Raw genomic sequence first — 26,345 nt, forward strand, 5'->3', positions numbered from 1 at the left:
GGGTTGACGAACGATGGCCGGGGGTGCACTGTATAGAACATGGGTTCATTATTTCGCACGGCTGATCGGGTGCTCCCCGGCTCGACCTATCGTGCGGTCGCCATCGTCACCGTCACGATCATCGCAGTCGCGCTGTCGTACGGGGCGATCTCCGCGGTCTCCGGATTCGCCTGGTGGCAGACTCTGCTGCTGGCGATGTTCGCTCTCGGCGGCGCCGCCGAATTCACCTTCGTCGGCGTCATCGCCGCCGGCGGTGCCCCGATCCTCGCGGTGCTGGCGGGTCTCCTCGTCAATTCCCGGAACTTCGCCTTCGGCGTCGCAGTCGGCCCTTTCTTCCCACAGGACTGGCGAGCTCTCATCGCCTCCCACTGGATCAACGACGAATCCACCGCGATCTCGCGCCTCGGGCACAACGACCGGGCGAAATGGCATGCGTTCCTGCTCATGGGCGCCGCAATCGCCATCATGTGGCCCGGCGGTGCCATGGTCGGGCAGTGGCTGGGCAATGTCATCAACGCGGACCTGCTCGGACTCGATGCGGCCTTCCCGATCATCCTCTTCTGCCTCATCCGCGGGGACCTGAAGAACCGGGTCACACTCTCGCTGACCGTCATCGGCATCCTCATCGCCGTGGGCCTGACCCCGCTGCTGCCGCTCGGGCTGGGAGCAGTGACCTCGCTGTCCGTCTTCGTCTTCGTCGCCGCCGGCTGGGGTGTGCGCTGGTTCATCCGTCGCCGCCGCGCAGGCGACAACAGCGCAGACCCGCACGATGCCGCCCACTCGCAGCACTCAACCCGAGAGGAGAGCCGCCGATGAGCGCCGTCAGCTTCCTCATCGCCCTTGCCGGGCTGAGCCTCGGAACCTATCTCATGCGCTTCGCCGGTGTGAAGGTGGGAGCGGCCATCGCCACGAAGGGGCGCCGGCGGACCCCGGCGACCGCCTCGGCAGGGCCTGACTCCTCTGTGGGGGCCGACGCCTCCGCAGGCGTGGACGGACAGGGCACAACCGCCCCTGCAGGGGTCGCGGGGCAGGGCACAGCCGCCTCGGCGGGGGCCGGTGATTCGGCCGACTCGACCGAGCGCGTGACGATGTGGATGGACCGGGCCACGGTCGTGCTCATCGGCGCCGTCTTCGCCACGACCGCGGTCTTCGACGGCACTGACATCGCCGATCCGGCCCGCCTCATCGGCGTCGGCGCCGGCGTTCTCGCCTCGATTCTGCGCGTGCCGATGCTGCTCGCCGTCGTCATCGGCATGGGCGTGTGCGCGCTCATCCGCACCACCGGGATCCTCTGAGCAGGGACGGCAGGCACCCACTGTGAAAGCCGTGGGATGCGGGTGGGCAATTGCCGAGGATCTCCCGCCCGGAACTGCCCCGAAAGCCCGAGATTGCTAGGCTGGGACCATGGAATACATCGCGGGCTTTCAGCGTCTCGTCTTTCTTGCCCTGACGGTGGCCGCATTCGTCGTCCAGCTCTGGGCGTTCATCGACTGCCTCCGCTTCAAGGACGAGAACTACCGTGCCGTGGACAAACAGAGCAAGAAGTTCTGGGTCATCCTCCTCGGCGTCGGACTCGCGCTCGCCCTCATCGCCCTGCCGCCGATGGGCATGAGCATGATCTTCCTCAACATCATCGCCCTTGTCGCCGGCATCGTCTACCTCACCGATGTGCGCCCGAAGGTCCGCGCCGTCGACCCGCGCTACCGCAACCGCTGACCGACTTGACGCCGCAACAGCATTCGCGGACCCGATCGGCAAGCGCCCAGCACACGCTGACTAGACTCACCCTATGAGCACCGACCTCAACCTGCCGGGCCCCGAATCCGGCTTCATCGCCACGTTCGGAAGCGGCGAGCCGCACACCCTCTTCGGCCACGGATTCGCCGGCGCGATCCGCGACACCCGCCCCTTCGGCACCGGCATCACCGGCACCCGCCACTTCCTCCACCTGCCCGGACACGGCGGCCGCCCCTCACCTGGCCCCGGCTGGACCTACCCGCAGATCGCCGAGGTGCTCGCCGACGCAGTGAGCACCACCTCGGCGAGCCGAGCGCTGGGCGTCTCGATGTCCGCCGGAGGACTCCTCCACCTGCTGAGCATCGCCCACCCCATGACCCGCGGTCTCGACAAGATCGCCCTCGTCCTCCCCGCCTCCTTCACCGGGTTCCCCGCCGAGGTGGCCGCCGCCAACCGCTCCCACCTGGAGAGACTGCGCCGCCTCGTCGCCGATGAGAACATCGACGGCATCGTCGAACTCATGCTCTCCCGCGAACCCGCCGAGGTGGCCCAGATGCTTCCCGCGCGTGCTTGGACCAAGGCGAAGGCCGAGAACCTCGTCCACACGGACATGTCCGACGGACTCGGACTCGCCCTCGAAATCGCTGTCGCGGATACCGAAGAGGCAGCCCGGAACCTGCGCTCCTTCCCGGGCGATGTCCTCGTGCTCACCCACGAAGACGACCCAGCACATCCGGTCCCCGTCGCCGAAGCCATCCACCGTGCGATTCCGAACTCCCGCCTCGAGGTGCTCCCTGCCGGATCGATCTTGTGGCGCGGCCGTCATGACGTACGGCGCATCCTCGGCGAGTTCTTCGGTTAGGCACCGGCTTCGACCAGGCGCCGGCTTCGGTTGGGCACCGGCTTCCATCAGGCACCGGCTTCGGTTAGTCACGTCCTTCGGTGAGGTTCTGGATTCGGTTCAGCGCTGGTTTCGGCTGGTCACCCGACAGAGGTCGTTGGCTAGACTGTCTCCGTGCGCATCTCCGTCCTCTCCCTCCACACCTCGCCCGTCGCCCAACCCGGCCAGGGCGACGCCGGAGGAATGAACGTCTACGTCGACCAATCCGTGCGCGCGCTCGCCGCCGCCGGACACCGAGTCGACGTGTTCACCGCCGACCCCGGCGGACTCGACGGCACGGGAGGCAGTGCAGAAGTCGCTGTCGACGGAGCCGGCGCTGGTCGGGGACGCGGCGCGGGCCCCTCCGAGGGTCAGAGTGCGAGGCTGGAGATCACCGAATCCATCACCCTCCACCACCTGCCGGTCGGCGCCGCGACGAAGGACGAACTCGCCGACGCGATCGACGAACTCGCCGACCTGCTCAATGCCCACCCCGACTTCCGCTCCGCCGATCTCATCTGGAGCCACTATTGGATCTCCGCCGAGGCGGCCCTGCGCGCCCGTGACAACGCCGCCGAGTCCGGAGACAGCGGCACCGAGTCCGGAGACAGCGGTGCCGACGCCGTTGTCGGGGTCGGGCAGGACCGTGCGGCGCAGGCTCCGATCGCGGTGAGCATGCACACGATCGGGGCCGTGAAGAACCGCGATTCCGACACCAGCCACGAACGACCCCAACGACTCGAAGCCGAAGAGCGCATCGCCGCCGAGGCCGATCTGCTCGTCGCCGCCACCCCCGCCGAACGTCGCGATCTCGTGTCGGAGCTCCACGCCGACCCCGACTCGGTCGTCGTCGCCCGACCGGGTGTCGATCACGCGCTCTACGCACCGGACTCACAGTCGGACGCGCGCAAGCGTCTGGGATTCGACTCGGACGAGGCGATCGTCCTCTACGTCGGGCGTATGCAGTTCATCAAAGGCACGGACGTCGCCGTCGACGCCCTGGCCGATCTGCGGGAACGCAACCCGCACCTGGCCTCCCGAACCCGCGGTATCCTCCTCGGAGCCGCCTCGGGGGCAGGCGTCGAAGCAGGCGGGGGAGAGGTCCGACCGTCCTCGACGTATCTGCGGGAGCTGACCGCGGCGATCGCGAGCGAACCCAGCGTCGAGGTCCGCCCGCCCGTTCCCTCCCACATCCTCGTCGACTACTACCGGGCCGCTGACCTGCTCATCGTCCCCTCCCGCAGCGAATCCTTCGGACTCGTGGCCGCCGAAGCGGCCGCCTCCGGTCTGCCCGCGATCGCCTCGGCGGTGGGAGGACTCCCGGAAATCGTCGAACACGGACATTCGGGACTGCTCATCGCCGATCACAACCCGCACCACTGGGCGACGGCGATCGAAACGCTGCTCACTGACACGCAGCTGCGAGCCGAACTCGCCGGCCATGCCGTCGACCGTGCCGAACGCTTCGACTGGGGCCACACCGTCGCAGCCGTCCTCGACGCTGTGCCGGACATTTCCGGCGTATCTGCGCGGCGCTCGGAAGCGCTGGGAGCGTGCTGAACGACTAGAGTCGGCGGTGAGCACGAGAGCCGAGCGAAAGGCGTGAGAGCATGAGCACCGACACCGAGGCGATCCTGTCCGGAGTGCGCACCTGGGCCGAGAGCAACGACGTTCCTGTCGATTCGATCGAGGATGCGGAGATCGTCGTCACCCTGCCGGGGGAGAAGAAGCTCAAGACGAACGTGGCGATCAGCGTCTTCGCTCGCACCGCCCATCTGCAGGCGTTCGTCATCCGTCATCCAGACGAGAACTCGGCCGCATTCAATCGGTGGCTGCTGCTGAAGAACCTCAAACCCGGGCCGGTGGCATTTGCGATCGACAGCCTCGGCGATGTCTATCTGCGCGCGAGCGTGCCCCGAGAGCACCTGCTCGATGACCTCGACGGACTTCTCGGGGCGATGCTCGCCACGGCGGACTCCTCATTCAATGAACTCCTCCAGATCGGGTTCCTCACCGGAATGAAGAAAGAGTGGGCCTGGAGGGTCGGCCGGGGCGAGTCGACGCGCAACCTCGCGGCCTTCGAGAAGGTGCTCAGCGGGGATGACAACGAATTCCTCGGCACCTTCGGTGACGCCGATTCCGAACCCCCGGCGGTGTCGGCCGATCGTGCGAGTGACGGCTCGCGCTCATGAGTGCGTCCACCTCCAAGCCGGCGAGCGTCGACGAATACATCGACTCATTCGACGACGAGCGACACCGAGCTTTCCTCACCCGGCTGCGCGAGCTCAGTCGTGCCGCTGCACCGCGAGCCGAGGAGAGCCTCAAATGGGGCAGCCCCGCCTATGCCCTCGGCTCGATCCTGTTCGTGTTCGCCGGGTACAAGAAGCACGCGAACGTCGTCTTCACTCCCAGCACGAAAGACGTCTTCGCCGACCGTCTGCAGGACTTCGACACCGGTAAGGGCTCGATCAAACTGCCCTATGACGGCGAGATTCCGACCGAGCTGCTGACCGAGATGATCGCCCACCGGATCCGCGAATTCGAGGTCGACGGAGTGAAGTGGATGTGAGGGCGCGCCGGTCTCAGTCGAGGGGCAGCTTCATTCCCTCGTGGCTGGCGACATAGCCGAGTCGGTCATAGAAACGCTGAGCACCGGTGCGCGACTTATCAGTGGTGAGCTGAACGAGTCCGGCGCCGAAGCGACGTCCGCACTCGTGAGCCCATTCGAAGACCGCCGTGCCGAGCCCGATGCCCTGAGCCGAGGGGCCGACTCGCACCGCCTCGATCTGCAGGCGGAGCGTGCCGCGGCGAGACAGGCTGGGCAGCAGACTCAGCTGCAGGGTCCCGACGACGGTCGTGCCGTCGTGAGTCTGGCCAGTTGATCGGGTCTGATCGGCCGATTCGGCCTGTTCGGCTGACTCGGCCCGGCCTGGCGTGTCAGCCTGTCCTGCTGCTTCGGTGATGGCGACGAGGAGCTGATTGGGATCGGCGTCGATGAGCGCGAACGCACGAGCATAGGGGGCCGCATCCTCGGCGTCGGGGATGGCAGGTGCAGCGCAGGCTGCGACAGCGCCCGCACGGTCGACCACTTCGACGTCGGCCTCACGGGCGGCCCCGAGCACGTCGTCACGCAGGAGCGCAACAATGGCCGACACATCGGCCTCGGTCGCGCGGCGGATGACGAACGTCCGGCCCGCCAGGTCCAGGGTCTGACGGGAGAACCCGTCGAAGCCTCGGCCCGATTCGCCCTGACCCGATTCGCCCTCGCCCGGGGCTGCCTCGGTGGTCATCAGCCCGCGATCCCAGCGGAGGTCGCTCCGGCAGTGGCCGGCTCACGGCCCGCCGCATCGACCGGCGGCTTGCCGTAGGGACGACGCGCGAAGAGCGAGGCCAGCACGGCGCCGGAGACGTTGTGCCACACGCTGAAGACGGCTCCGGGCAGTGCTGCCAGCGGTGAGAAGTACGTGGTGGCCAGGGTCGATGCCAGACCGGAGTTCTGGAGTCCGACCTCGAACGACAGTGCGCGACGGGTCGGGGTGTCGAGACGGCAGGCCGCGGCCACACCGTAGCCGACACCGAGCCCGAGCAGATTGTGCGTGACGACGGCCAGCAGAACGAGCACACCGGCAGTGGCGATCGAACTCGCGGATCCGGCTACGACGATCGAGACGATATAGGCGATGGCGATCGAGGCCAGCCACGGCAGCACCGGCGAGATCTTGTCGACGAACTTCGACGCGAACACGCGGACGAGGACGCCGACGATGACCGGCACGAGCACCGTCTGGCAGATCGAGACGAACATCGACCAGAACGGCACGTCCATGTACGAACCGGCCAGCCACAGAGTCAGCAGCGGGGTGAGCACCGGAGCGAGCAGCGTCGACAGGGTCGTGATCGACACCGACAGTGCTGTGTCGCCCTTGGCCAGATAGGTGACGACATTCGACGCAGTGCCGCCGGGCGCGCAGCCGACGAGGATGACGCCGACGGCGATCTCGGTCGGAAGCGAGTACACGGTCACGACGAGGAGGCCGAGCAGCGGCATCGCCACGAACTGAGTGACGACTCCGAGCACCGCAATCCACGGCCGCTTCGCGATGCGGGCGAAGTCGGGCAGCGTCAGGGTCAGGCCCATGAAGAACATGACCACGCCGAGCGCCCAGGTGATCGACGGCGCCAGGGGAGTGAAGGCATCGGGCAGCAGGAACCCGAGCACTCCCGCAATGACGACGAGGACCGGCAGAGCCGTGACGGCGATGATCGAACTGCGATCGGCAGCGGGAGCGGCTGTGCCTCCGGAAGCCTGATGTGCTGGCGTTTGTGACATGGGTCCAGGCTACTCCGACGATTTTGTCATTCGAGACACACGCCCAGAAATTGAGACCCGATCGGCGAGGAGGAGCGGCTGGGTGTTGGCGGGCCACCTCCGGAGGAGACCGGCGGTGATGACGGTCGTCGGCGACCGAGACTGAATGGTCGTGTCAAAATGGAGCCATGACGTATAACCTCATCCTGCTGCGCCACGGCGAAAGCGAATGGAACCAGAAGAATCTGTTCACCGGATGGGTCGACGTGACCCTCACCGACAAAGGCCGTGCTGAAGGCAAGCGCGCCGGCGAGCTGCTGCGCGAGAAAGACCTCATCCCCGATGTCGTCTACACCTCGCGGCTCAAGCGTGCGATTCTGACCGCGAACATCGCACTCGAGGCAGCGGACCTGTCCTGGCTCGACGTCCACCGCAGCTGGCGCCTCAACGAACGCCACTACGGCGCACTGCAGGGCAAGAACAAGAAGGAGATCCGCGACGAGTTCGGCGAAGAGCAGTTCATGACCTGGCGCCGCTCCTTCGATACTCCGCCGCCGGCCCTGGCCGACAGCTCGGAATTCTCTCAGGCCGGTGAAGCCCGCTACGCCAACCTCGGCGATGCGCTGCCCCGCACCGAATGCCTCGCCGACGTCATCGATCGCCTGCTGCCCTACTGGTACGACACCCTCGTGCCCGAACTCACCGTCGGCAAGACCGTGCTCGTGGCCGCCCACGGCAACTCGCTGCGTGCGCTGGTCAAGCACCTCGATGGGATTTCCGATGCCGATATCACCGGGCTGAATATCCCCACCGGCATTCCGCTGCACTACGAGCTCACCGAGGACTTCACCCCGGTCACCCCCGGCGGAACCTACCTCGATGCCGAAGCGGCAGCGGCCGCCATCGGCCAGGTCGCCAACCAGGGGCGCTGACCCCCGGCCCCACCGCAGACGGGGCGGGATCCGTTCGGGCTCGGGCGCCGAGACGACACTCGGACGCCGAACCCCGGCCCCACTCATGCACCGATCGAGTCGGTCTTCCCGGCGATCGCCTTCATCTCTTCGAGCAGAAAGGCGATCGCGGGGGAGGCCGACATCGATTTCCGCCACACCAGTGAGATCGTGCGGGCAATGCTCGGATCATCGAGCGGCACCGCCACGACATCGGCCGGCAGGTGCGGCCTACCCAACCGCGGCACGAGCGCCAACGCCCCGACAGCTCGGACGAATTCGATCTGCGTGTCGTACTCGATTGCCCAGTAGTCGATCTGCGGCTTGCTGCCGAGCTCCTCGAACAGTGCCGTCAGCCATCGATGGCACACGGCATTGCGCGGAGCCGATACGAACATCTCGCCGAGCAGATCGCTGCGGGTCACCTCGGTGCAGGCGGCCAGATGATGATCCCGGTGCATGACGATATCGGCCCGATCCACGGTGATCGTCTCCGAGATCAGCGTCGCGGGCAGGTGCAGCGAGGACGAATCCCAGCCGAAGACGAGCGAGGCATCGATCCTGCCGGCCGTGACCATCTCGATGAGCTCGTCCGGCTCCTCCTCGAAGTTCGACACCGTCAGCTCCGGCGCCGAGACGGCCAATCGCGGCAGCGCGGGTACGAGCAGTCCGCGGATCCCCGTCGAGAACCCGCCGACCGTGATCCGTCCCCGCGGCTCACCTGACTGCGCTCGGGCCGCGGTCTCCAGACTCTCCAGCTCCTCCAGCAGCCCGGCCCCGCGTCGGCTGAGCTCCCGGCCCACCGGTGTCAGCGCAATGCCGCGGCCCGTCCGCTCAGTCACCGGTGCACCGAGATAGCGCGAGAGCTTCTGCAGCTGATGGCTCACCGCCGCCGGCGTATATCCCAGAGACTCGGCCGTCGCCGTGACCGAACCGAGCGAATCGAGGGCGACGAGGGTGCGCAGGGCAACAGTATCGATCATCAAATTATCTTAATGAAACAGTGGACGGACTTTCAATGGAAATTTGACGACGGGGCTGGAATGCTGGAGTTATGCGCTCGGTCCACTACATGCTCGCCCTCCTCGTCGTCGTTCTCTGGGGAGTCAACTTCATCTTCATCGACCTCGGTCTGCGCGACTGGCCGCCGCTGCTCCTCGTCGCCGCCCGATTCACCTTCGTCGTGGTGCCCGCGATCTTCTTCGTCCGCTTCCCCCGTGGCTCCTTCGGCCGCATACTCCTCATCGGCACCTTCATGTCGGCCGGCCAGTTCGGCCTTCTCTACACCTCCATGGCGCTCGGCCTGCCCGCCGGCCTGACCTCGATCGTCATCCAGATCCAAGCCGCGTTCACCGTCATCGTCGCGGCCCTCGTGCTGCACGAGATCCCGAGTCGCCGCCAGATCATCGGCATCCTCATCGGCCTCGTCGGCCTGGCCGTCATCGGTCTGAGCCTGCAGGCGAACGTGCCGATCGTCGCCTTCCTCGTCGCGGTCGGCGCCGCCCTGTCCTGGGCGACGGGCAACGTCATCGCGCGCGGCGTGAAACCCGGCACGAACGGAGTGCAGATGACGGTGTGGTCGGCTCTCGTCGTACCGATTCCGATGGTCGCACTGTCGACGGTCATCGACGGACCCGCCGAGGTGGCCCATGCACTCACGCACCCGACCTGGGGTGTCGTGGCCTCGGTCGTCTACACCGCCGGACTGGCATCGCTGGTCGGCTATGTCATCTGGAACTCGCTGCTCGCTCGCTTCCCGGCCTCGCAGGTCGCGCCGTTCTCCCTGCTCGTCCCGCCGGTCGGAGTGCTCTCCGCCTGGATCGTGCTCGGAGACCGCCCGAGCATCGCCGAACTCATCGGCGGAGTTCTGCTGCTCCTCGGTGTCGCCGTGACGACGGGAGTGCTCAAGAATCTGGCCCGCGGCATCAGGAACGGGCCCAGACGTCGCCGAAAGATCGTCGTCAGACAGGCGCCGGAAGAGGTCTCGGCCTCCAGCTGAGGCTTCGGTCGCGTCAGTGAACCGCTGGCGCAGAATGCGCGAAGCGCCCCGACAGTGTCGGGGCGCTTCGCTCGATTCGTGCTTCGTCGAGCCGGGTTCCTACTTCTTCGACAGGTAGGGTTCCCAGTTTCCGGTGAGCAGATACTCGACCTTCTGCGACACGGACACTGCGTGATCACCGAAGCGCTCGTAGTAGCGCGAGAGCAGGGTGACATCGGCGATATGACGGGGAGCCAGCGAACCGGCCGGGGCTTCGCCGAGCTTCCCGAACACGCTCAGGTGAAGCTCGTCGAGTTCTTCGTCGATGGCGTTGATCGTGGGCACATCGGACAGGCCGGGATTCGAGAGCAGGCTCTGCGTCGCCTCGGCGATCCTCTCACCGGACTCGCCCATCCGCGCGAACGTCGATTCGAAGCCCTCGGGGATTGCGGACTCGGGATAGCGGATGCGCACCTGCTGGGCGATGTGACGGGCGAGGTCGCCCATGCGCTCGAGCGATGCCGACATCCGCAGCGAACCGATGACGGCACGCAGATCTGCGGCCACCGGAGCTTGCAGGGCGAGCATCTCGGCGGCCTGCTGATCGAGGGTGAACTGCATATTGTCGATGACGGAGTCGGCCTCGATGACCTGCTCCGCCAGCTCGAGATCATTCGAATGCAGCGACTGATTGGCCAGGCGGATGGCGTCGAGGACCTTGGTGGACATGCCGACCAGCTGGGTGGCCAGATCGTCCAATTCGTTTCTGAAGACTTCGCGCATGAACTGCGGTTCCTTAACTCTCGATTGTGACAATCTGGAGTGACTGTCGGCGGTGCTGGGTGTCTTGAGGGGTGCCGGCGCTTCCGATCCGCACCCTCAGCGGGGGAAAGCAGAAGGCAGGAACGGCAGGGAGCGCAGGCACACAGACGTCAGCATCGCACGATCGAGTGAACGACTCCAGACGGGAAGGTGAATTCCTCGGCAAATACTTCCAGCAGAAGTGAATTCGGTGCGCCGGGACGATGGACAGCGCCTAAGCTTGAGGCTGTGGATCTCTTAGTCGTGGCGGTCCTGACCGGCGTCGTCGGCCTGGGCCTGGGTATAGCGGGAATTCTTGCGTTCCGATTCAGCGAACGCTCCCGCGATGCTGCCGATCTGCATTCCGAGGACGACCTGCCCGAAGGCATCGCCGAAGTGCTGGCCGTTCTGCCCTCGGCCGCGATCGTCATCGACGCCGGTGACGACGTCGTCAAGGCGTCGCCGGCCGCATACACGTTCGGCCTGGTCAGGGGGCATTCGCTGGCATCGCCCGAGATGCTGCGGGTCGTCGGCCGCGTCCGCGCGCGCGGTCTCATCGAAGAGATCGACCTCGAGCAGACACGGGAGAACTCCGATTCCGTGCTCCGCTACCTCCACGCCCGCGTCGCTCCCTTGGGCACCTCCTTCGTCCTCGTCCTCTGCGACGATCAGACCGAATCCAAGCGCGTCGACGCCGTCCGCCGTGACTTCGTCGCCAACGTCTCCCACGAGCTCAAGACGCCGATCGGTGCGATGGCACTGCTCGCCGAGGCGGTCACCGACTTCGCCGACGATCCGGCCGCTGTCGAACGCTTCGGCGGGCGGATGCAGCGGGAGTCGAAGAGGCTGACCCAGCTCGTCCAGGAGATCATCGACCTCTCCCGCGTCCAGGACCACGCCGCTCCCGCGACGACCGAGAAGATCTCCGTCGCCGAGGTGGTCGACGATGCCGCTGACCGTGCCCGGACAGGGGCGGAAGGCAAGAACATCCACATCGAGGTCTCCCCGCCGAGCGATCTGCTCATCGAAGGCAATTACGAACTGCTCGTCAACGCGGTGCGCAACCTCATCGACAATGCCGTGAACTACTCGCCCGAGGGCACCCGCGTCGGCGTCGGAGTCGACCTCGTCGACGAGCGCATCGAGATCGCCGTGACCGACCAGGGCATCGGGATGACCGCCCAGGACACCGAGCGCGTCTTCGAACGCTTCTACCGAGTGGACCCGGCACGCTCCCGGATCACCGGCGGCACCGGACTGGGGCTGAGCATCGTCAAGCACATCGTCGCCACCCACGGCGGTGAGGTGCGTGTGTGGAGTCAGCTGAACAAGGGCTCGACGTTCACGATCGTGCTCCCGTTGGCCGGAACTGCAACCGAAGCCTCCGCTGCCGATTCGGCCCCGGCAGGGGTCCTCATCGAACATTCCGCGGATTCGACCGGGACCGCCTCGGCGGATGACGAACCGACCGGAGCCGCCTCGGCGACAGAGGGCGAGTCCACGGGGACCGCCTCGGCGGATGACGATGGGCACGGAACCGCCGCGTCCGGCGCGGACGACCCGGCCGGCGACAACGACGCGCCCTCCGGTGATAATGGAGACGGCGGGGCGACCGCCGACCCACCCAAGGAACTGACCGAAGAAAGCGAACAAAGGAAGCTCACAACGTGACTCGTATTCTGCTTGTCGAGGACGAAGATTCGTTCTCGGACCCGCTGTCGTACCTGCTCGGTAAGGAAGGGTACGAGGTGACGGTCGCCGATGACGGGCTCAAGGCTCTGGCGGAGTTCGACCGCACCGGCGCCGATCTGGTTCTGCTCGACCTCATGCTGCCCGGCGCCTCCGGCACCGAGGTGTGCCGCGAGCTGCGGGCGAAGTCCAATGTGCCGATCATCATGCTCACGGCCAAGGATTCGGAGATCGACAAGGTCGTGGGACTCGAGCTCGGCGCCGATGACTATGTGACGAAGCCGTACTCCTCACGTGAGCTGCTGGCTCGCGTGCGAGCCGTGCTGCGCCGCAATGTCGAGACCGAGGAATTCGAGGACGAGTCCGTGCTCGAAGCCGGGGGAGTGCGCATCGACGTCGAACGCCACGTCGTGTCCGTGCGTGGTGAAGAGCAGTCCATGCCGCTCAAGGAGTTCGAGCTGCTCGAGATCCTCGTGCGCAACTCCGGCCGCGTGATGACCCGCGGTCAGCTCATCGACCGGATCTGGGGCGAGGACTACGTGGGCGATACGAAGACGCTCGACGTCCACGTCAAGCGACTGCGTGCGAAGATCGAGGAGAACCCGTCGGAGCCGCGTCTGCTCACCACGGTGCGCGGGCTCGGGTACAAGTTCGAAGCCTGAGGGCGCCATCCGGCGAAGCCGGGTTGGTGAGGTCGGGATCGCTGGCCGGACGTGAATGCAGAAGGAGCCGCTCACATCTGTGAGCGGCTCCTTCTGTGCTCTCGCGCGGGACGGGTCCCGGTGCTCGAGGAAGGCGGATCAGCCGTTGGCTGTCGCGGTTCCCTCCGCGGAACCGGCATCCTCGGTCGGCATGTCCGACGGGGACTCGGACGGCGATTCCGACGGCACGTACTCGTTGTAATACGGCAGGGTGTCGGTGAGGAGCTGAGTTTCGATGACCTTCTCTTCGCCGCCGTTCTTGACGGTGATGTCGACGAGGTCGCCGGGCTTCGCCTTGAGGCTGTCGACGGTGACGACTTCCTTGGACGAGGTCTCGGGGCTCTTCGGGTCCTGGACGAAGGTGTCGCCGGACTTGATCGATTCGCTCACCGTGGTGCCGGCGACCTCGATGGACACCTTGGCGGTGGAGTCACCCTTGTTGATGAGGGTGAAGAACAGCTGAGCCGGACCGGAGCTCTCCTGATCCGTGATGAGCATGAGCCCACGGACCTCGACGTCGCCGACGGCTCCCGAGGCTCCATCGCCGCCGTTGTAGTGGTATTCGGCGGTCTGATGGGGAGACAGCAGGCTTGCACATCCGCTGACGGGGATAACGAGAGCGAGTGCGGCAACGGCGAGAGCCGCGCGGTTGTGCCGTTTCATTATGCTCCTTGAAGTGGCAATACAAGATCAGTCTGTATACTACCCGGTTTTTGACCCGCTGTAGAACCGGGTGGTCGGAGTGGACGAGGTTCCGCGACGCTCGGGCGCGTCGCGGTTGAAGTTTCGGTGAAGAGGCAGCGAAGTTCGGTCTGCATCGCGGTTGGTCGAGGATCTCGGCCGAGCTTCGCGGCAATGCGCCCTCTCCCGATGTACTCGCTGGCAGAGGCGGCAGCCGGGCTCATCGCGGTGCGCGGCAGAGGCGGAGCCTAGCATGAAGATTCGCTACCCTGAGCGATTTCTGTGGCGAGCCTCATGGTAAACTGGTATTCCGCGAAAGGGGTTTGAAGAGAATATGAGTTTCCAGGTCGGCGACACTGTTGTCTATCCACATCACGGTGCAGCGACAATCCAAGAAATCAAGAAACGTGCCATCAAAGGTGAGGAGAAGCTGTATCTCAAGCTCCAGGTCGCCCATGGCGATCTCGTGATCGAAGTTCCGGCAGAGAACTGCGATCTGGTCGGTGTGCGAGATGTCGTCGGTGAAGAAGGCGTTGAAAAGGTCTTCAACGTCCTGCGTGCCGAATTCGTCGAAGAGCCCGCGAACTGGTCCCGTCGATACAAGGCCAATGTCGAGAAGCTGCAGTCCGGTGACGTCATCAAGGTAGCCGAGGTCGTCCGTGATCTCTGGCGCCGAGAGCAGGACCGTGGCCTGTCGACCGGCGAGAAGCGCATGCTCTCGAAGGCCCGCCAGATCCTCGTCTCCGAACTCGCACTGGCCGAGAAGAAGGAAGAGTCCGAAGCGGAAGCTCTGCTGGACGAAGTGCTCGCATCCTGAGCACCTGTGTCATCGTCCCGGCCGCAGGGTCGGGATCCCGTCTGGGCTGCGGCGAGCCGAAGGCCTTCGTCCGTGTGAACGGTCGGACCCTTCTGGCCCGCAGCCTCGAGACGATCATCTCCTCGGGAGTCGCCTCCGCAATCGTGGTGGCCGCTCCCGAGGATTTCCTTTTGCAGGCGCAAGAAGAAATCGCCGAAGCAGCCACGCGGATGAAATGCGAAATTTCAATTACAGCCGTAGCAGGTGGCAGTGATCGCAATTCTTCGGTGCAAACAGCCTTGAAACTTAACCGAGATGCGGAGTACGTCCTCGTTCATGATGCGGCGAGGTGTCTGACCCCGCCTGATGTGTTCACCCGAGTGGTCGCCGCGCTGCAATCCGGCGCCGAGGCGGTCGTTCCGGTTCTGCCGATGGTCGACACCGTGCGGAGGGTCGTTTCGCACGAGACCGTCGGTGCGGATTCGAGCTCAGGTGCAGGCACGGGTGCGGAGCGCGCTTCCGATGGGATTGTTTGGTCGATCCACGGCGATTCTGGCGCTGAAACCACCGCGGATCGACCAGGCAATCGAGATCTTGCCGTCGCTGTGGGCGCCGGCGGGCGTGCAGTGGTGCGGGGCGACCTCGACCGGGCCGAGCTGCGACGGGTCCAGACGCCTCAAGGGTTCCGCGCCGAGGTGCTCAGGCGGGCCCATGACGAGTTTGCTGCCGACTGGGTCGGCGCGTCAGAAAGGGCTGGCTTGGCCGATGGCACTGTCACGACCGATGACGCTTGCCCAACCGACGGCGCGGGCTCGACTGCAGAGGCAGGTCCGACGGCCGGGGAAGGCCGGCAGGGCAGAGTGCTGCCGACGGACGATGCGGGGCTCGTCGAACGCCTCGGCGTTGAGGTTGTCGCCGTCGACGGTGACGAAGAGGCGCTGAAGATCACCTATCCGCTCGACCTCGTCCTCGCGGAACAGCTCGCCCGGATGCGTGCCGGAGCTGTCGTCCCCGGACCGGGCGCGCCGGATTCGGCGAAGGAGACGCGATGAATCAGATCATTCCACGCATCGGCACCGGCGTCGATGTCCATGCCTTCGCCGCCGATCCCGCACGCGAACTGTGGGTCGCGGGACTGCTGTGGCCGGGCGAACGAGGACTCGAAGGGCACTCGGACTCCGATGTGGCCGCCCACGCCTGCTGCGACGCGCTGTTCTCCGCCGCGGGGCTCGGCGACCTCGGTGAGCACTTCGGGGTCGATCGTCCGGAATTCGCCGGTGCCTCGGGTTCGGTGCTGCTCGCCGAGGCGGCCCGCATCGTGCGCGCGGCGGGTTTCGAGATCGGAAACATCTCCGTCCAGGTGATCGGCAATCGACCGAAGATCGGCACGCGCCGTGCAGAGGCCCAACAGGTGCTGTCGGCTGCTGCCGGCGCACCCGTGTCGGTCTCGGGCACCACCTCTGACGGACTCGGACTGACCGGGCGAGGCGAAGGAATCGCCGCCATCGCCACCGCCTTGATTCATCCGAACTGATTCAACAGCTCTGAACCACCAGAATCGAGTCAGACGCACTTCTCTGTTCGAACCGAGCCAGGTGCGCCGAGGAAGGAACAAGCAGTGAGAGTCCTCTTCCAAGGAGCCGGCGCCATCGGCATCGCCGGGGCCGCGCTCTTCACCGATGGCCATGAGGTCGCCGTCGTCTCCCGCACCGCTGGTCCCAATGGGCGGGCGACCTATCCGCGACGTGTGAGCGTGTTCGACCCGACCCATTCGCGCAAGGTGGGAGTTGGAGACGGCAGCTGCAGGCAAGGAAGCGGACGAGCCGGAGGCAGCAACGAGGGCGAGATCGGGGGAGCTGAAGGCCGGCGTGCGGGCTCGATCGATGGCTGGTCGGTGACTCGCGTAGCTGCGACTCGACGGGTGACGATCTCAGACTGGGCTGCTGCTGCCGCAGATGGGAGCTGGGACCTCATCGTGCTCACGACTAGGCCGGATGATCTCGATGCAGAGGTGGTCTCGGCGATTCGGGACATCTCGCCCGCGTTCATTGCGACGACGAGCCAGGTCGAGGGAGACCTCGATCGAGCACGAGCAGTCTTCCCCGGCACTCAAGCAGTCATATTCGGACCCGCGTTCCTCTCCGAACGCCTGGACCCAGGCGCGCCGGCTGAGGTTGTGCGCGCTGAGGGCAGCCGTGCCGGGGATGCCGACGGAGGTGTGCGTACAGAGGGTAACCGGGCCGAGGAAGCCGACGGAGGTGTGCTCACAACCGGCGGTCTCGACGGAGTGGTCGGCAGAAAGGCCGAACCCGGGCATGAAGTGACGTTCTGGGCACCTGCGGGTGCGCCCCGGTTCTTCGTCGCAGGACCGTCGACCGCGGTGCGTGCGCTTGTCAGCAGGCTGGGTCGACTCGTACTGCCGGTGCCGATGGAGGCCGTGCTTCTGCCGCCGGCGGTGTTCATTCCCTTCGTCGCCGAACTCAGCGTCCGCAACGGCAGCTGGGTCGCACTGAAATCACACCTTGACCGCCCTGCGAAGGCTGCGAGCGAGGCCGTGCGGACCCGCCTCGGGGTGCAGGTTCCCGTGTTCGGTTCCGCCGCGCACGTCGTGCTCGAAGCAGTCGAGAGGATCGTGCCGATCGACGTGACGAACTATGCGGGCAGGCACTTTGCCCGGCACGTGGGCCAGTCGCGGGACATGCTCGCCGGCTGGGCGGAATCGGCAGATCCAGCCCACGCCCTGCGGGAGCTCGTTGCTGCATTGGACGCACTTGACGATTGAGGCTCGACGAGTTCAGATGCCCGCATTGGACGAAGGCTGCGACTGAGCAACCGGCCGCGAGGGAGATCGCAACGGTCCGGCCGCTGGAGATTGCCGCGGTCCGGGGGTGGGGGACTGCCGCGGTCCGGGCACGGAAGCCGACAGCCGCCTCGGTGGCGGTGAACGGCGGGCTCAGACCTTCGCGTTCGGGTGACGCTTCGTGACGATGAGGCCGATGAGGTAGAGCGCGACGACGAAGATGAGTGTGCCGACGATCTGGAAGCGCACGGATTCGACGGTCAGGCCGAGTCCGATGATCACAGCGATTCCGGCCAAGGTGACATACGACAGCCAGGGGTAGCCCCACATGCGCAGCGGCAGGGACTGGCCGGCCGCCTCGGCGCGACGACGCAGAACGATCTGCGATACGAGGGTGGCGACCCAGGTGACGATGAGCGTGGAGCCGACGATGTTGAGCAGGACCCCGAGGACTTCGGCGGCCCAGAAATAGTTGAGTGCGACGGCGACGAAGCCGAACGCCGAGGTGGCCAGCACCGCAGGCACGGGCACCCCGCGGCGATTGGTGCGGCCGAGCCCGCGCGGCAGCATGGACCGCTGCGACATCGAGAACGACATTCGGGACGCTCCGTAGATGTTCGCGTTCATCGACGACAGCAGCGCGATGACGATGACCGCGGCGAGCAGCGAGGCGATGAACGGCAGTCCCGCGGTCTCGAGAACGGCCACGAAGGGGGACTCCGCCAGGCGGTCGTCCGTCCACGGCAGGACGAGGACGATGATCGCCACCGACCCGATGTAGAGGAACAGTATGCGCCACACGATCGTCTTGATCGCCTGGGAGACGCTGCGTTCGGGGTTCGCGGTCTCGGCCGCGGCGACCGCAACGATCTCGATGCCGCCGAAGGCGAACGCGACGACGAGCAGTCCGGCGGCGATGCCGGAGATGCCGGTGGGCATGAACCCGTCGGCGAAGATCTGCGCGGGCGGTTCGGCCGGGGTCCACCCCAACAGGTATGCGGCACCGAGGACGACGAAGAGGACGACGAAGGCAACCTTGATGAGTGAGAACCAGAACTCGAACTCACCGAAGCTGCCCGAAGTGGTGAGGTTGATGGCCGTGAAGACGAGCATGATCGCCAAGGCGATGACCCACTGGGGGACTGCCGGAATATAGGAAGCGGCGATCTGCGCGGCGGCGGTGGCCTCGGCGGCGACGACGAGGCACAGCTGGACCCACCACAGAGCACCGACGGCGAAGGCCGCGGCCGGGCCCATGGCCTTGCCCGCATAGTGCGAGAACGCACCCGGATTCGGGTCGGCGGCGACGAGTTCGCCCAGCGCCCGCATGACGAAGATGACGATGAGACCCGCGACGACGTATGAGATGAGCACGGCGGGACCAGCCGCCTGCACTCCGGCACCGGAGCCGACGAAGAGACCGGCGCCGATCGCCGAGCCGAGGCTCATCATCACCAGGTGGCGGGGCTTCATCCCCACCTTGAGGCCGTTGGACGAGGTATCAGAAGAACCCGAGGCCGAGGCGGACGCTGACTCGGCGGGCTGCGAAGACTGTGATTCAGGCACCCGACGAGTCTATCCGGCAGGGGCGGAATGCGCAGACGCGGGTCGCGAACCCGTGTGGGTCGCGACCCGCGTCTGCGAGTTGCGCTGGTCGGTCACAGCCTGACCGCAGGCAGGTCGGCTATGCGATCTGCGTCTTAGTCGGCGAGCGGTCTGAGCCCGGCCTGCGGCGGCTCAGTGTCCGCGTTTGATCCAGTCCTCGAGGGCCGGGCTCTCCGCGCCGATCGACGTGGAATCGCCGTGCCCGGTGAGCACGACGGTCGCCTCGGGCAGCGGGAAGAGCACGTCGCGGATCGATTCGATGATGGTCTCGAAGCTCGAATGCGACCGTCCCGTGGCTCCGGGGCCGCCGTTGAACAGGGTGTCTCCGGAGAACAGCACCGGACCGACGGCCCGACCGGCACCGGCCGATGCCGGAGCCGGCAGACCGGTCTCGACGAAGAAGCACGTCGAACCGGGGGAGTGGCCGGGAGTGTGCAGGGCCTTGAGCTTGATTCCGCCGACGGTCCAGGTGTCGCCGTGGGCGATCTGTCCGTCGGGACGGTAGTTCTCAAAGGTCATATCCCACAGCACATAGTCATCGGGATTGAGGTACACGGTGGGGTTGCCCACCCGTTGTGCGAAGTCGCGGACGACGCGCACATGATCGTCGTGACCGTGCGTGAGCAGGATGGCCTTGACGTCTCTGGATCCGACCGCCTCGGCGATCGCATCGACATCATGGGCCGGGTCGATGACGATGACCTCGGAATCATCGCCGATGATCCACACGTTGTTGTCGACGTCGTGCGTCTCTCCATCCAGGGAGAACGTGCCAGACGTGACGAGATGCTCAATAGCTGTCATTACAGTTCCACCACCGATCGTAGGACTTGGCCCTTGGCCATCTTCTCAAAAGCGGATTCGACATCGCCGATGCCGATGCGTTCGGACACGAACTTCTCGAGCGGGAAACGTCCCTGCTGGTAGAGGTCGACGAGCATCGGGAAGTCGCGGTCGGGCAGGCAATCACCGTACCAGGAGGACTTGAGCTTGCCGCCGCGGCCGAACACATCGAGCAGCGGAACCGTGAGCTCCATTTCCGGAGTCGGCACACCGACGAGAACGACGGTGCCTGCGAGGTCGCGGCCGTAGAAGGCCTGCCGCCAGGTGGCGGGAAGTCCGACGGCGTCGATGACGACATCGGCGCCGAAGCCTCCGGTGCGCTCCTGGATCGCCGCGACGACCTCGTCCTCGCTCATGCCCTTCGTCGACACCGTGTGCGTGGCACCGAAGTCGCTGGCCCAGGACAGCTTCTTCTCATCGATGTCGAGGGCGATGATCGTGTTTGCCCCGGCCAGAGCCGAACCGGCGATCGCCGCGCAGCCGACACCGCCGGCGCCGATCACGGCCACGGTCTTGCCGCGGGTGACCTCACCGGTGTTGATGGCAGCTCCGATCCCGGCCATCATTCCGCAGCCGAGCAGACCCACGACGGCCGGGTCCGCTTCGGGGACCTTCGTGCACTGACCCGCGGCGACGAGTGTCTTCTCGGCGAAGGATCCGATGCCCAGAGCGGCTTCGAGCTCGGTGCCGTCGGGCAGGGTCATCTTCTGTGAAGCGTTGTGGGTGTCGAAGCAGTACCAGGGTTCGCCGCGCTTGCAGGCGCGGCAGTCGCCGCAGATGGCGCGCCAGTTGAGGATGACGAAATCCCCGACCGCGACCTCGGTGACTCCTTCGCCGACCTCGGAGACGATTCCGGCGGACTCGTGGCCGAGCAGGAACGGGTAGTCATCGCTGATCCCGCCCTCGCGGTAGTGGAAGTCTGTGTGGCAGACGCCGCACGACTTCACATCGACGACGACCTCGCCTGGTCCCGGGTCCGGGATGACGATGTCGGTGAGTTCGACCGGGGCTCCCTTGCTGCGAGAGATGACGCCCTTGACGGTCTGTGGCATTGCGTCTCCTAAATGTCTTCGGTGACGGGTGTCCGCGGATGGGAACACCCGAAGTGGACTGAGCCTACCCCGGAATGGGGTGTTCACAGCCCCCACCCTAACCAAGCACGCTGGGCTCGACCAGGTCGGTCCGGAAATCAGTGCACTTACGTGCGCTGACATGGTTCAGAGAGGGCGGAACCGTTCGTCGGGCAGCCTCGATCGGTCGTCGGTCTCGTGCACTCTGAGGGGTACGCGGAGCGGAAGTCGGCGCTGTTGCGTCCGGCGGTTCGTCCCTGGCGGAACGGGGATCGCAGGCGGTGGGCGGAGCCACGATCTGAGGCGACGGCCAGAGTGGTGAATACGTCTCACATTGTGGTTTATCATTGACCGGTAAACTCAATCTCAGTGATCCGCGTCACCTTCGGCGGTGCGGTTCTCACTGCCATACTGCAAAGGAGGAGTCATGGCAGGCGAATGGAAACGCACGAAGTCCATCGAGCAGAGCATCCGTGACACTCAAGACCCCGAACATCAGCTGAAGAAGAACCTCGGCGCACTCGACCTCGTCATCTTCGGCGTGGGCGTCTGCATCGGCGCCGGCATCTTCGTCCTCACCGGGCACGCCGCCGCGACGAACGCCGGGCCGGGCATCGCGCTGTCCTTCCTCATCGCCGGCGTCGCCTGTGGCCTTGCGGCGCTGTGCTACGCCGAATTCGCGTCGACGGTGCCGGTTGCCGGCAGCGCCTACACGTTCACCTTCGCGACCATGGGCGAACTGTTGGCTTGGATCATCGGTTGGGATCTCATCCTCGAATTCACCGTCGGGTCGGCAGCGCTCGCGACCTCATTCAGTCAGTACCTCGCGGTAGTCCTCGAGAGCACGCCGTTCGCCATCCCCGATGCCATCGCCACAGCCGAGGGCGGCTGGATCAACCTGCCCGCGGGGCTGCTTGTGCTGGGTCTGACGATCGTTCTGGTCACCGGCATCAAGCTGTCGAGCCGGATCAACATCATCGTCACCTTCCTCAAGGTCCTCGTCGTCCTCGCCGTCATCATCGTCGGGCTCTTCTTCGTCAAGGTCTCGAATTGGGTGCCGTTCATCCCGCCGGCGGAAGAGCCTGCCGACACCGGCGGATCGATGATGCACCTGCCTGTCGTTCAGGGGCTCTTCGGACTCGACCCGAGCGTCTTCGGCATCGGAGGCATCTTCGCAGCAGCGGCCATGGTGTTCTTCGCGTTCATCGGCTTCGACGTCGTTGCCACCACAGCAGAGGAGACGAAGAATCCGCAGCGAAATCTGCCTATCGGCATCTTCGGCTCCCTGGCTATCGTCACCGGACTCTACATCGCCGTCTCCCTGGTGATCACCGGTATGCAGAACTACAAGGACATCGACCCCGAAGACGGTGCCCCGCTGGCGACCGCGTTCGTCAATGCAGGTCTTCCCCTGATGGGCAACCTCATTGCGATCGGAGCCTGCATCGGCCTCATCGTCGTGTGCATGATCCTCTTCATGGGGCAGACGCGCGTCGGCTTCTCCATGGCTCGCGATGGCCTGCTGCCGCAGTGGCTGGCGAAGACCAACCCGAAGTTCGGCACTCCGTACCGGTTCACGATCATCACCGGCGTGATCATCGCGGTCATCGCCGCGTTCGTGCCCCTGTCGACGCTCGCCGAGCTCGTCAACATCGGCACGCTCTCGGCCTTCGTGCTCGTTTCGATCGGTGTCATCGTGCTGCGTCGGACCCGTCCCGAGCTCGAGCGCCCGTTCAAGGTTCCGTTCGTCCCGGTGCTGCCGATCGTCTCCGCGATCGTCTGCTTCTATCTCATGCTCAACCTCAACATGGACACGTGGATCCGCTTCCTCGTGTGGCTGGTCATCGGCCTCGTCGTGTATTTCGCCTATTCGCGGAAGCACAGTCGACTCAACCGGCCCGCCGAGGTGGCCGAAGCGTAACCGCGGCACCGTCGCCGGGATGACCGCAAGGCCACGCCGGCCTCGCCGAGGCGGCCGTGACCACGGCCCGGCCGCCTCGGCGAGGGAAATACACATGAGCACGAGGAAGGCGGTCCGATCCCTGTCATCGGGGATCGGACCGCCTTCGTCGTCTCATGCCGTCGGAGTGGGCGCGGTGCTCACTCCTCGTCGGGGTGCTTGCGCAGGTGCATGATCGCGGCGCCGAGTCCGCCCCATACGGTGACCATGGCGATGACCATCATGATGATTGCTGAGGTACCCATTTCAGGCTCCCTTGGTTTCGTTGCGGAGATTCTCTTCGGCTGCGGAATCGGCGATCGCCGCCTCCGCCTCGTCGATCGTCTGCTTCGGCCACTTGATGAGCGTGAGGACGATCGCTGCCACGACGAGCAGGCCGATCATGCCCCAGCCCATAACCCCGGTGATCAGGGTCGGGTAATCCTCGTATCCCTCGGTGGCGTAGGTGATGATCTGATGGATGAGCATATAGGCGAGCACCAGCGTGGTCACTCCGCCGAGGATGATCATCCAGAACCAGCCGACCTTGAAGCTCGAGATCGCGTTGAGGTGATCGCGCAGGACCGGCAGCTTCCGCAGCGCCCATCCGATCACAATGAGGCCGACGACGGCGCCGCCGACGATGCCGATGTTGTTGGCCCAGGCATCGATCGTGTCGAGCACGTAGAGTCCGGTGACGGTGGGCAGGAGCAGGATCGAGATGATTGCCATCACACCGCCGACCAGGATGATCGATGCCTTGTTCCCCAACCTGAACTTCTCACGCAGCGCCTGGATCGGCACTTGGACGATCGAGACGAGCGAGGTCAGGCCGGCGAAGACGAGGCAGGCGAAGAACGCGAAGCCGAACAGTCCGCCGCCGGGCATCTCGGAGATGAGTGTGGGGAAGGCCATGAACGCCAGGCCGATGCCGGAGTCCGCGACCTCGGAGACCTGAGTGCCCTGTGCCGCTGCCATGAATCCGAGAGCGGCGAAGACACCGACGCCGGCGAGGATCTCGAACGCGGAGTTCGAGAAGCCGACGACGAGGCCGGAGCCGGTGAGGTTCGTCTTCTTCTTCAAGTACGAGGCGTAGGTGATCATGATGCCGAAGCCGATGGACAGTGAGAAGAAGATCTGCCCGTATGCCGCGATCCACACATTCGGATCAGTCAGAGCTGCGAAGTCGGGCGTGAAGAGGGCGTTGAGGCCCTCGGCTGCGCCGGGCAGGAACAGTGCCCTGACGACGAGTGCGAGGAACAGGATCACCAGCAGCGGAATGAAGATCTTCGAGAATCCGGCGATGCCGTTCTGCACACCCAGAAGCAGAATGCCCAGGGTGATGATCCAGACGATGATGATCGGGATGAGCACCGCGGGCACGAACTCCATCGAGATTCCCGGGTCGGAGAGGTTGAGGAAGTCGGACTGGAAGAAGGTGGCCGCATCGTCTCCCCAGGCCTGGTTGAGGGAGAAGAACATGTAGCAGCCGGCCCAGCCGATGATGGCCGCGTAGTAGATGCCGATGACGAAGGCGACTCCGGTCTGGAACCAGCCGATGGGTTCGGCGACCTTCGATGCCATGCGGAACGAGAGCGGGGCCGAGCCGCGTGAACGGTGCCCCATGGCGTAGTCGAAGAACAGCAGCGGGATGCCCGCTGTCAGGAGTGCGACGAGGTAGGGGATGATGAAGGCGCCGCCGCCGTTGTCGTAGGTGACATAGGGGAAGCGCCAGATGTTGCCGAGGCCGACGGCCGAACCGATGGCAGCGAAGATGAACGCGCCGCGGGTGGCGAAGACCTCCCTCTGGGGTGATGTCTTGAGAGACATGGTGTCCTTTCTGTGGCGGTCCCGGGGATTCGTGACCGAGTCAGCCCACGCAGTCTCGTCCGTGAGACGGTCGGGCTCGTTCGAAGTCCGCTATGCGAGAAGGTCTCTCGCCTCGGTCTTCATTTCTTGCGTCCACTTTACTGGGAACTTGCTGAGTGATGTGCCGCGCATCACGTGAGCCGCGTAACAGTCGTGTATCGAATATCGGGAAACGGGGAAATCAGCCAGGCCCGGTAGACTTGTGGGCGTGACTATCTCGCTCTATAACACCGCCAGCCGCACGACCGAAGACCTGCGCCCCGTCAACGACGGTCAGGTCGGTATCTACGTCTGTGGCGCCACGGTGCAGGGCGAGCCGCACATCGGCCACCTGCGGTCGGCCTCGGTGTTCGACACCCTACGTCGCTGGCTGCTCTACAGCGGCTACCGGGTGACCGTGATCCGCAACGTCACCGACATCGACGACAAGATCCTGTCGAAGTCCGTCGAAGAGGGGCGGGAGTGGTTCGCTCACGCGTACAAGTACGAACGCGCCTTCACCGCAGCCTACGACGCGCTCGACGTTCTGCCGCCGAGCAGCGAACCGCGCGCAACCGGGCACATCACGGAGATGATCGAACTCATCTCCCGCCTCATCGAGGCCGGTCATGCCTACCCCGCGCTCGACGGCAGCGCCGATGTCTACTTCGACGCCGCCTCGTGGAGCGACTACGGGGCACTGACGAACCAGAGACTCGACGACATGGAACTGTCGGAGGGCGCTGAGCTGCGCGGGAAGAAGGACGCCCGGGACTTCGCTCTGTGGAAGGCGCACAAGGACTCCGAACCGATCACCGCCTCCTGGCCCTCACCGTGGGGTCGGGGCCGACCGGGTTGGCACATCGAGTGCTCGGCCATGTCGACGAAGTACCTGGGGTCGAACTTCGACATCCACGGCGGCGGACTCGACCTGCGTTTCCCGCATCATGAGAACGAGCTGGCGCAGTCCCGTGCCGCCGGGGACCAGTTCGCGAACATCTGGATGCATTCCGGCCTGCTCAACGTGGGCGGGGACAAGATGTCGAAGTCTCTGGGCAATTCGGTCTTCGCCTCCGACCTGTTCGACACGTTCAGCCCGCTGGCCGTGCGCTACTTCCTCACCGGTGCCAGCTACCGGTCGATCCTCGACTTCTCGAACGAGGCGATGGAACGCTCAGCGGCCTCGCTCGAACGGCTGCAGAACTTCCTCCAGCGCGCCCGCCAGACGCTCGGCGCGGACGCGCCGGCGCTGCCGGACGTCAGCGACGCCTACGGTTCACGCAGCGTCGACGTGCCCGCCGAATTCGCCGCCGCCCTCGACGACGACCTCGGTGTGCCTCGTGCCCTGTCCGTGGTCTTCGCCTCCGTGAGCGAAGGGGCGAAGCTCCTCGACTCCGGCAGCGACCGGGAAGGCCTGACGCGGATCGTCGCCGAGGTGGAGCTCATGCTCGACATCCTCGGTGTCAATCCCAGCGCTGAGGTCTGGGCCGGTTCCGCGGCCGATGCCAAGGCGGAGTCGGCGCTCGACTCCCTCGTGGCCACCATGGCCGAGCGACGGGCCGAGGCGAAGGCGAAGAAGGACTTCGCCACCGCGGATGCCCTGCGGGACGAACTGGCCGCGGCCGGCGTCGTCATCGAGGACACGTCCGACGGCTACCGCTACCACCTCGGCGAGGGCTGAGGGCGACGAATTTCGGCCACGGGCACGAGCTCGCGGC

27 protein-coding genes are annotated in these 26,345 nt (G+C 65.6%); 17 read left to right on the plus strand and 10 right to left on the minus strand.

What is annotated here, in order from left to right:
- Positions 1–39 precede the first annotated feature (39 nt).
- The 7 genes from KTJ89_RS08510 (at position 40) to KTJ89_RS08540 (ending at position 5,186) form a co-directional block, all read left to right on the plus strand.
- A complete protein-coding gene (locus tag KTJ89_RS08510) occupies positions 40–816 on the plus strand; it encodes an AzlC family ABC transporter permease (protein WP_139468113.1) in 777 nt (258 codons plus the stop codon).
- The gene (locus tag KTJ89_RS08515; protein WP_139468114.1) at positions 813–1,295 is read left to right on the plus strand and encodes an AzlD domain-containing protein; all 483 of its coding nucleotides are present in this window, start codon (positions 813–815) and stop codon (positions 1,293–1,295) included. The genes KTJ89_RS08510 and KTJ89_RS08515 overlap by 4 nt, the downstream gene beginning before the upstream one ends.
- Before the next feature lie 109 nt (positions 1,296–1,404).
- Entirely contained in the window at positions 1,405–1,716 is a 312-nt protein-coding gene (locus KTJ89_RS08520; RefSeq protein ID WP_092010787.1) for a DUF2516 family protein, read from the plus strand.
- A 73-nt stretch (positions 1,717–1,789) separates the two neighbouring features.
- The gene (locus tag KTJ89_RS08525; RefSeq protein WP_259357388.1) at positions 1,790–2,599 is read left to right on the plus strand and encodes an alpha/beta fold hydrolase; all 810 of its coding nucleotides are present in this window, start codon (positions 1,790–1,792) and stop codon (positions 2,597–2,599) included.
- 153 nt (positions 2,600–2,752) lie between these two features.
- Entirely contained in the window at positions 2,753–4,177 is a 1,425-nt protein-coding gene (locus KTJ89_RS08530) for a glycosyltransferase (RefSeq protein ID WP_139909091.1), read from the plus strand.
- A gap of 50 nt (positions 4,178–4,227) precedes the next feature.
- A complete protein-coding gene (locus tag KTJ89_RS08535) occupies positions 4,228–4,809 on the plus strand; it encodes a YbjN domain-containing protein (protein WP_259357389.1) in 582 nt (193 codons plus the stop codon).
- Positions 4,806–5,186: an iron chaperone gene (locus tag KTJ89_RS08540; protein ID WP_259357390.1), complete on the plus strand. Its 381-nt coding sequence runs from the start codon at positions 4,806–4,808 to the stop codon at positions 5,184–5,186. Before KTJ89_RS08535 ends, KTJ89_RS08540 begins: the two co-directional genes overlap by 4 nt.
- A 13-nt stretch (positions 5,187–5,199) precedes the next feature.
- Here the strand turns inward: KTJ89_RS08540 and KTJ89_RS08545 are convergent, their stop codons facing one another.
- Both KTJ89_RS08545 and KTJ89_RS08550 read right to left on the minus strand, forming a co-directional pair.
- Positions 5,200–5,907, minus strand: a complete 708-nt coding sequence (locus KTJ89_RS08545; protein ID WP_310650280.1) for a GNAT family N-acetyltransferase — start codon at positions 5,905–5,907, stop codon at positions 5,200–5,202.
- Positions 5,907–6,947, minus strand: a complete 1,041-nt coding sequence (locus KTJ89_RS08550; RefSeq protein ID WP_259357391.1) for a bile acid:sodium symporter family protein — start codon at positions 6,945–6,947, stop codon at positions 5,907–5,909. Before KTJ89_RS08550 ends, KTJ89_RS08545 begins: the two co-directional genes overlap by 1 nt.
- A gap of 167 nt (positions 6,948–7,114) precedes the next feature.
- On the opposite strand from KTJ89_RS08550, the gene KTJ89_RS08555 reads away from it, so the two are divergent.
- Positions 7,115–7,858: a phosphoglyceromutase gene (locus KTJ89_RS08555; protein WP_139468119.1), complete on the plus strand. Its 744-nt coding sequence runs from the start codon at positions 7,115–7,117 to the stop codon at positions 7,856–7,858.
- Positions 7,859–7,941: 83 nt separating this feature from the next.
- Here KTJ89_RS08555 and KTJ89_RS08560 read toward each other — a convergent pair whose 3' ends face one another.
- Positions 7,942–8,859, minus strand: coding sequence for a LysR family transcriptional regulator (locus KTJ89_RS08560; RefSeq protein WP_259357392.1), 918 nt, complete (start codon positions 8,857–8,859; stop codon positions 7,942–7,944).
- Positions 8,860–8,930: 71 nt separating this feature from the next.
- Between KTJ89_RS08560 and KTJ89_RS08565 the strand changes: the two genes are divergently transcribed.
- Positions 8,931–9,875, plus strand: coding sequence for an EamA family transporter (locus KTJ89_RS08565; protein ID WP_259357393.1), 945 nt, complete (start codon positions 8,931–8,933; stop codon positions 9,873–9,875).
- Between the two features lie 99 nt (positions 9,876–9,974).
- On the opposite strand, the gene phoU is transcribed toward KTJ89_RS08565, so the two are convergent.
- A complete protein-coding gene (gene phoU, locus KTJ89_RS08570) occupies positions 9,975–10,637 on the minus strand; it encodes a phosphate signaling complex protein PhoU (protein ID WP_139468122.1) in 663 nt (220 codons plus the stop codon).
- A 267-nt stretch (positions 10,638–10,904) separates the two neighbouring features.
- Between phoU and KTJ89_RS08575 the strand changes: the two genes are divergently transcribed.
- Together KTJ89_RS08575 and KTJ89_RS08580 are read left to right on the plus strand one after the other, a co-directional pair.
- On the plus strand, positions 10,905–12,326 hold the full coding sequence (locus KTJ89_RS08575) for an ATP-binding protein (RefSeq protein WP_259357394.1): 1,422 nt from the start codon (positions 10,905–10,907) through the stop codon (positions 12,324–12,326).
- Positions 12,323–13,006, plus strand: a complete 684-nt coding sequence (locus tag KTJ89_RS08580) for a response regulator (RefSeq protein WP_039208435.1) — start codon at positions 12,323–12,325, stop codon at positions 13,004–13,006. Before KTJ89_RS08575 ends, KTJ89_RS08580 begins: the two co-directional genes overlap by 4 nt.
- 138 nt (positions 13,007–13,144) lie before the next feature.
- On the opposite strand, the gene KTJ89_RS08585 is transcribed toward KTJ89_RS08580, so the two are convergent.
- A complete protein-coding gene (locus tag KTJ89_RS08585; RefSeq protein WP_259357395.1) occupies positions 13,145–13,708 on the minus strand; it encodes a hypothetical protein in 564 nt (187 codons plus the stop codon).
- A 352-nt stretch (positions 13,709–14,060) separates the two neighbouring features.
- On the opposite strand from KTJ89_RS08585, the gene KTJ89_RS08590 reads away from it, so the two are divergent.
- The 4 genes from KTJ89_RS08590 (at position 14,061) to KTJ89_RS08605 (ending at position 17,304) form a co-directional block, all read left to right on the plus strand.
- Positions 14,061–14,543: a CarD family transcriptional regulator gene (locus KTJ89_RS08590; RefSeq protein ID WP_025779034.1), complete on the plus strand. Its 483-nt coding sequence runs from the start codon at positions 14,061–14,063 to the stop codon at positions 14,541–14,543.
- An 11-nt stretch (positions 14,544–14,554) separates the two neighbouring features.
- A complete protein-coding gene (locus KTJ89_RS08595; RefSeq protein ID WP_259357606.1) occupies positions 14,555–15,574 on the plus strand; it encodes an IspD/TarI family cytidylyltransferase in 1,020 nt (339 codons plus the stop codon).
- A complete protein-coding gene (ispF, locus tag KTJ89_RS08600) occupies positions 15,571–16,056 on the plus strand; it encodes a 2-C-methyl-D-erythritol 2,4-cyclodiphosphate synthase (RefSeq protein ID WP_259357396.1) in 486 nt (161 codons plus the stop codon). The genes KTJ89_RS08595 and ispF overlap by 4 nt, the downstream gene beginning before the upstream one ends.
- An 84-nt stretch (positions 16,057–16,140) precedes the next feature.
- Positions 16,141–17,304: a hypothetical protein gene (locus tag KTJ89_RS08605; protein WP_259357397.1), complete on the plus strand. Its 1,164-nt coding sequence runs from the start codon at positions 16,141–16,143 to the stop codon at positions 17,302–17,304.
- Between the two features lie 171 nt (positions 17,305–17,475).
- Here KTJ89_RS08605 and KTJ89_RS08610 read toward each other — a convergent pair whose 3' ends face one another.
- The 3 genes from KTJ89_RS08610 to KTJ89_RS08620 form a co-directional block, all read right to left on the minus strand.
- Positions 17,476–18,888, minus strand: coding sequence for an amino acid permease (locus tag KTJ89_RS08610; RefSeq protein ID WP_259357398.1), 1,413 nt, complete (start codon positions 18,886–18,888; stop codon positions 17,476–17,478).
- A 171-nt stretch (positions 18,889–19,059) separates the two neighbouring features.
- On the minus strand, positions 19,060–19,731 hold the full coding sequence (locus KTJ89_RS08615; protein WP_172171513.1) for an MBL fold metallo-hydrolase: 672 nt from the start codon (positions 19,729–19,731) through the stop codon (positions 19,060–19,062).
- A complete protein-coding gene (locus KTJ89_RS08620) occupies positions 19,731–20,822 on the minus strand; it encodes an S-(hydroxymethyl)mycothiol dehydrogenase (RefSeq protein ID WP_139909079.1) in 1,092 nt (363 codons plus the stop codon). The genes KTJ89_RS08615 and KTJ89_RS08620 overlap by 1 nt, the downstream gene beginning before the upstream one ends.
- Before the next feature lie 445 nt (positions 20,823–21,267).
- Here KTJ89_RS08620 and KTJ89_RS08625 point away from each other — a divergent pair, with 445 nt between their 5' ends.
- The gene (locus KTJ89_RS08625) at positions 21,268–22,761 is read left to right on the plus strand and encodes an amino acid permease (protein ID WP_139468129.1); all 1,494 of its coding nucleotides are present in this window, start codon (positions 21,268–21,270) and stop codon (positions 22,759–22,761) included.
- Between the two features lie 179 nt (positions 22,762–22,940).
- Here the strand turns inward: KTJ89_RS08625 and KTJ89_RS08630 are convergent, their stop codons facing one another.
- Both KTJ89_RS08630 and KTJ89_RS08635 read right to left on the minus strand, forming a co-directional pair.
- Positions 22,941–23,045 carry a methionine/alanine import family NSS transporter small subunit gene (locus tag KTJ89_RS08630; protein ID WP_139468130.1) on the minus strand — a complete coding sequence of 35 codons (105 nt, stop codon included), beginning with the start codon at positions 23,043–23,045 and terminating at the stop codon, positions 22,941–22,943.
- A 1-nt stretch (position 23,046) separates the two neighbouring features.
- Complete coding sequence (locus KTJ89_RS08635; protein WP_139909077.1) at positions 23,047–24,609, minus strand: sodium-dependent transporter; 1,563 nt, start codon at positions 24,607–24,609, stop codon at positions 23,047–23,049.
- A gap of 247 nt (positions 24,610–24,856) precedes the next feature.
- Here KTJ89_RS08635 and cysS point away from each other — a divergent pair, with 247 nt between their 5' ends.
- Entirely contained in the window at positions 24,857–26,308 is a 1,452-nt protein-coding gene (gene cysS, locus KTJ89_RS08640; protein WP_259357399.1) for a cysteine--tRNA ligase, read from the plus strand.
- Positions 26,309–26,345: the final 37 nt, after the last annotated feature.

The organism is Brevibacterium sediminis (genome assembly GCF_024895295.1).
Taxonomy (GTDB): domain Bacteria; phylum Actinomycetota; class Actinomycetes; order Actinomycetales; family Brevibacteriaceae; genus Brevibacterium; species Brevibacterium sediminis.

Bases quoted from the DNA above. Each gene is read 5' to 3' on its own strand.
- KTJ89_RS08510 (WP_139468113.1), top strand. From the start codon at position 40: ATGGGTTCATTATTTCGCACGGCTGATCGGGTGCTCCCCGGCTCGACC.
- KTJ89_RS08515 (WP_139468114.1), top strand. From the start codon at position 813: ATGAGCGCCGTCAGCTTCCTCATCGCCCTTGCCGGGCTGAGCCTCGGA.
- KTJ89_RS08520 (WP_092010787.1), top strand. From the start codon at position 1,405: ATGGAATACATCGCGGGCTTTCAGCGTCTCGTCTTTCTTGCCCTGACG.
- KTJ89_RS08525 (WP_259357388.1), top strand. From the start codon at position 1,790: ATGAGCACCGACCTCAACCTGCCGGGCCCCGAATCCGGCTTCATCGCC.
- KTJ89_RS08535 (WP_259357389.1), top strand. From the start codon at position 4,228: ATGAGCACCGACACCGAGGCGATCCTGTCCGGAGTGCGCACCTGGGCC.
- KTJ89_RS08540 (WP_259357390.1), top strand. From the start codon at position 4,806: ATGAGTGCGTCCACCTCCAAGCCGGCGAGCGTCGACGAATACATCGAC.
- KTJ89_RS08545 (WP_310650280.1), bottom strand. From the start codon at position 5,907: ATGACCACCGAGGCAGCCCCGGGCGAGGGCGAATCGGGTCAGGGCGAA.
- KTJ89_RS08550 (WP_259357391.1), bottom strand. From the start codon at position 6,947: ATGTCACAAACGCCAGCACATCAGGCTTCCGGAGGCACAGCCGCTCCC.
- KTJ89_RS08555 (WP_139468119.1), top strand. From the start codon at position 7,115: ATGACGTATAACCTCATCCTGCTGCGCCACGGCGAAAGCGAATGGAAC.
- KTJ89_RS08560 (WP_259357392.1), bottom strand. From the start codon at position 8,859: ATGATCGATACTGTTGCCCTGCGCACCCTCGTCGCCCTCGATTCGCTC.
- KTJ89_RS08565 (WP_259357393.1), top strand. From the start codon at position 8,931: ATGCGCTCGGTCCACTACATGCTCGCCCTCCTCGTCGTCGTTCTCTGG.
- phoU (WP_139468122.1), bottom strand. From the start codon at position 10,637: ATGCGCGAAGTCTTCAGAAACGAATTGGACGATCTGGCCACCCAGCTG.
- KTJ89_RS08585 (WP_259357395.1), bottom strand. From the start codon at position 13,708: ATGAAACGGCACAACCGCGCGGCTCTCGCCGTTGCCGCACTCGCTCTC.
- KTJ89_RS08590 (WP_025779034.1), top strand. From the start codon at position 14,061: ATGAGTTTCCAGGTCGGCGACACTGTTGTCTATCCACATCACGGTGCA.
- ispF (WP_259357396.1), top strand. From the start codon at position 15,571: ATGAATCAGATCATTCCACGCATCGGCACCGGCGTCGATGTCCATGCC.
- KTJ89_RS08615 (WP_172171513.1), bottom strand. From the start codon at position 19,731: ATGACAGCTATTGAGCATCTCGTCACGTCTGGCACGTTCTCCCTGGAT.
- KTJ89_RS08620 (WP_139909079.1), bottom strand. From the start codon at position 20,822: ATGCCACAGACCGTCAAGGGCGTCATCTCTCGCAGCAAGGGAGCCCCG.
- KTJ89_RS08625 (WP_139468129.1), top strand. From the start codon at position 21,268: ATGGCAGGCGAATGGAAACGCACGAAGTCCATCGAGCAGAGCATCCGT.
- KTJ89_RS08630 (WP_139468130.1), bottom strand. From the start codon at position 23,045: ATGGGTACCTCAGCAATCATCATGATGGTCATCGCCATGGTCACCGTA.
- KTJ89_RS08635 (WP_139909077.1), bottom strand. From the start codon at position 24,609: ATGTCTCTCAAGACATCACCCCAGAGGGAGGTCTTCGCCACCCGCGGC.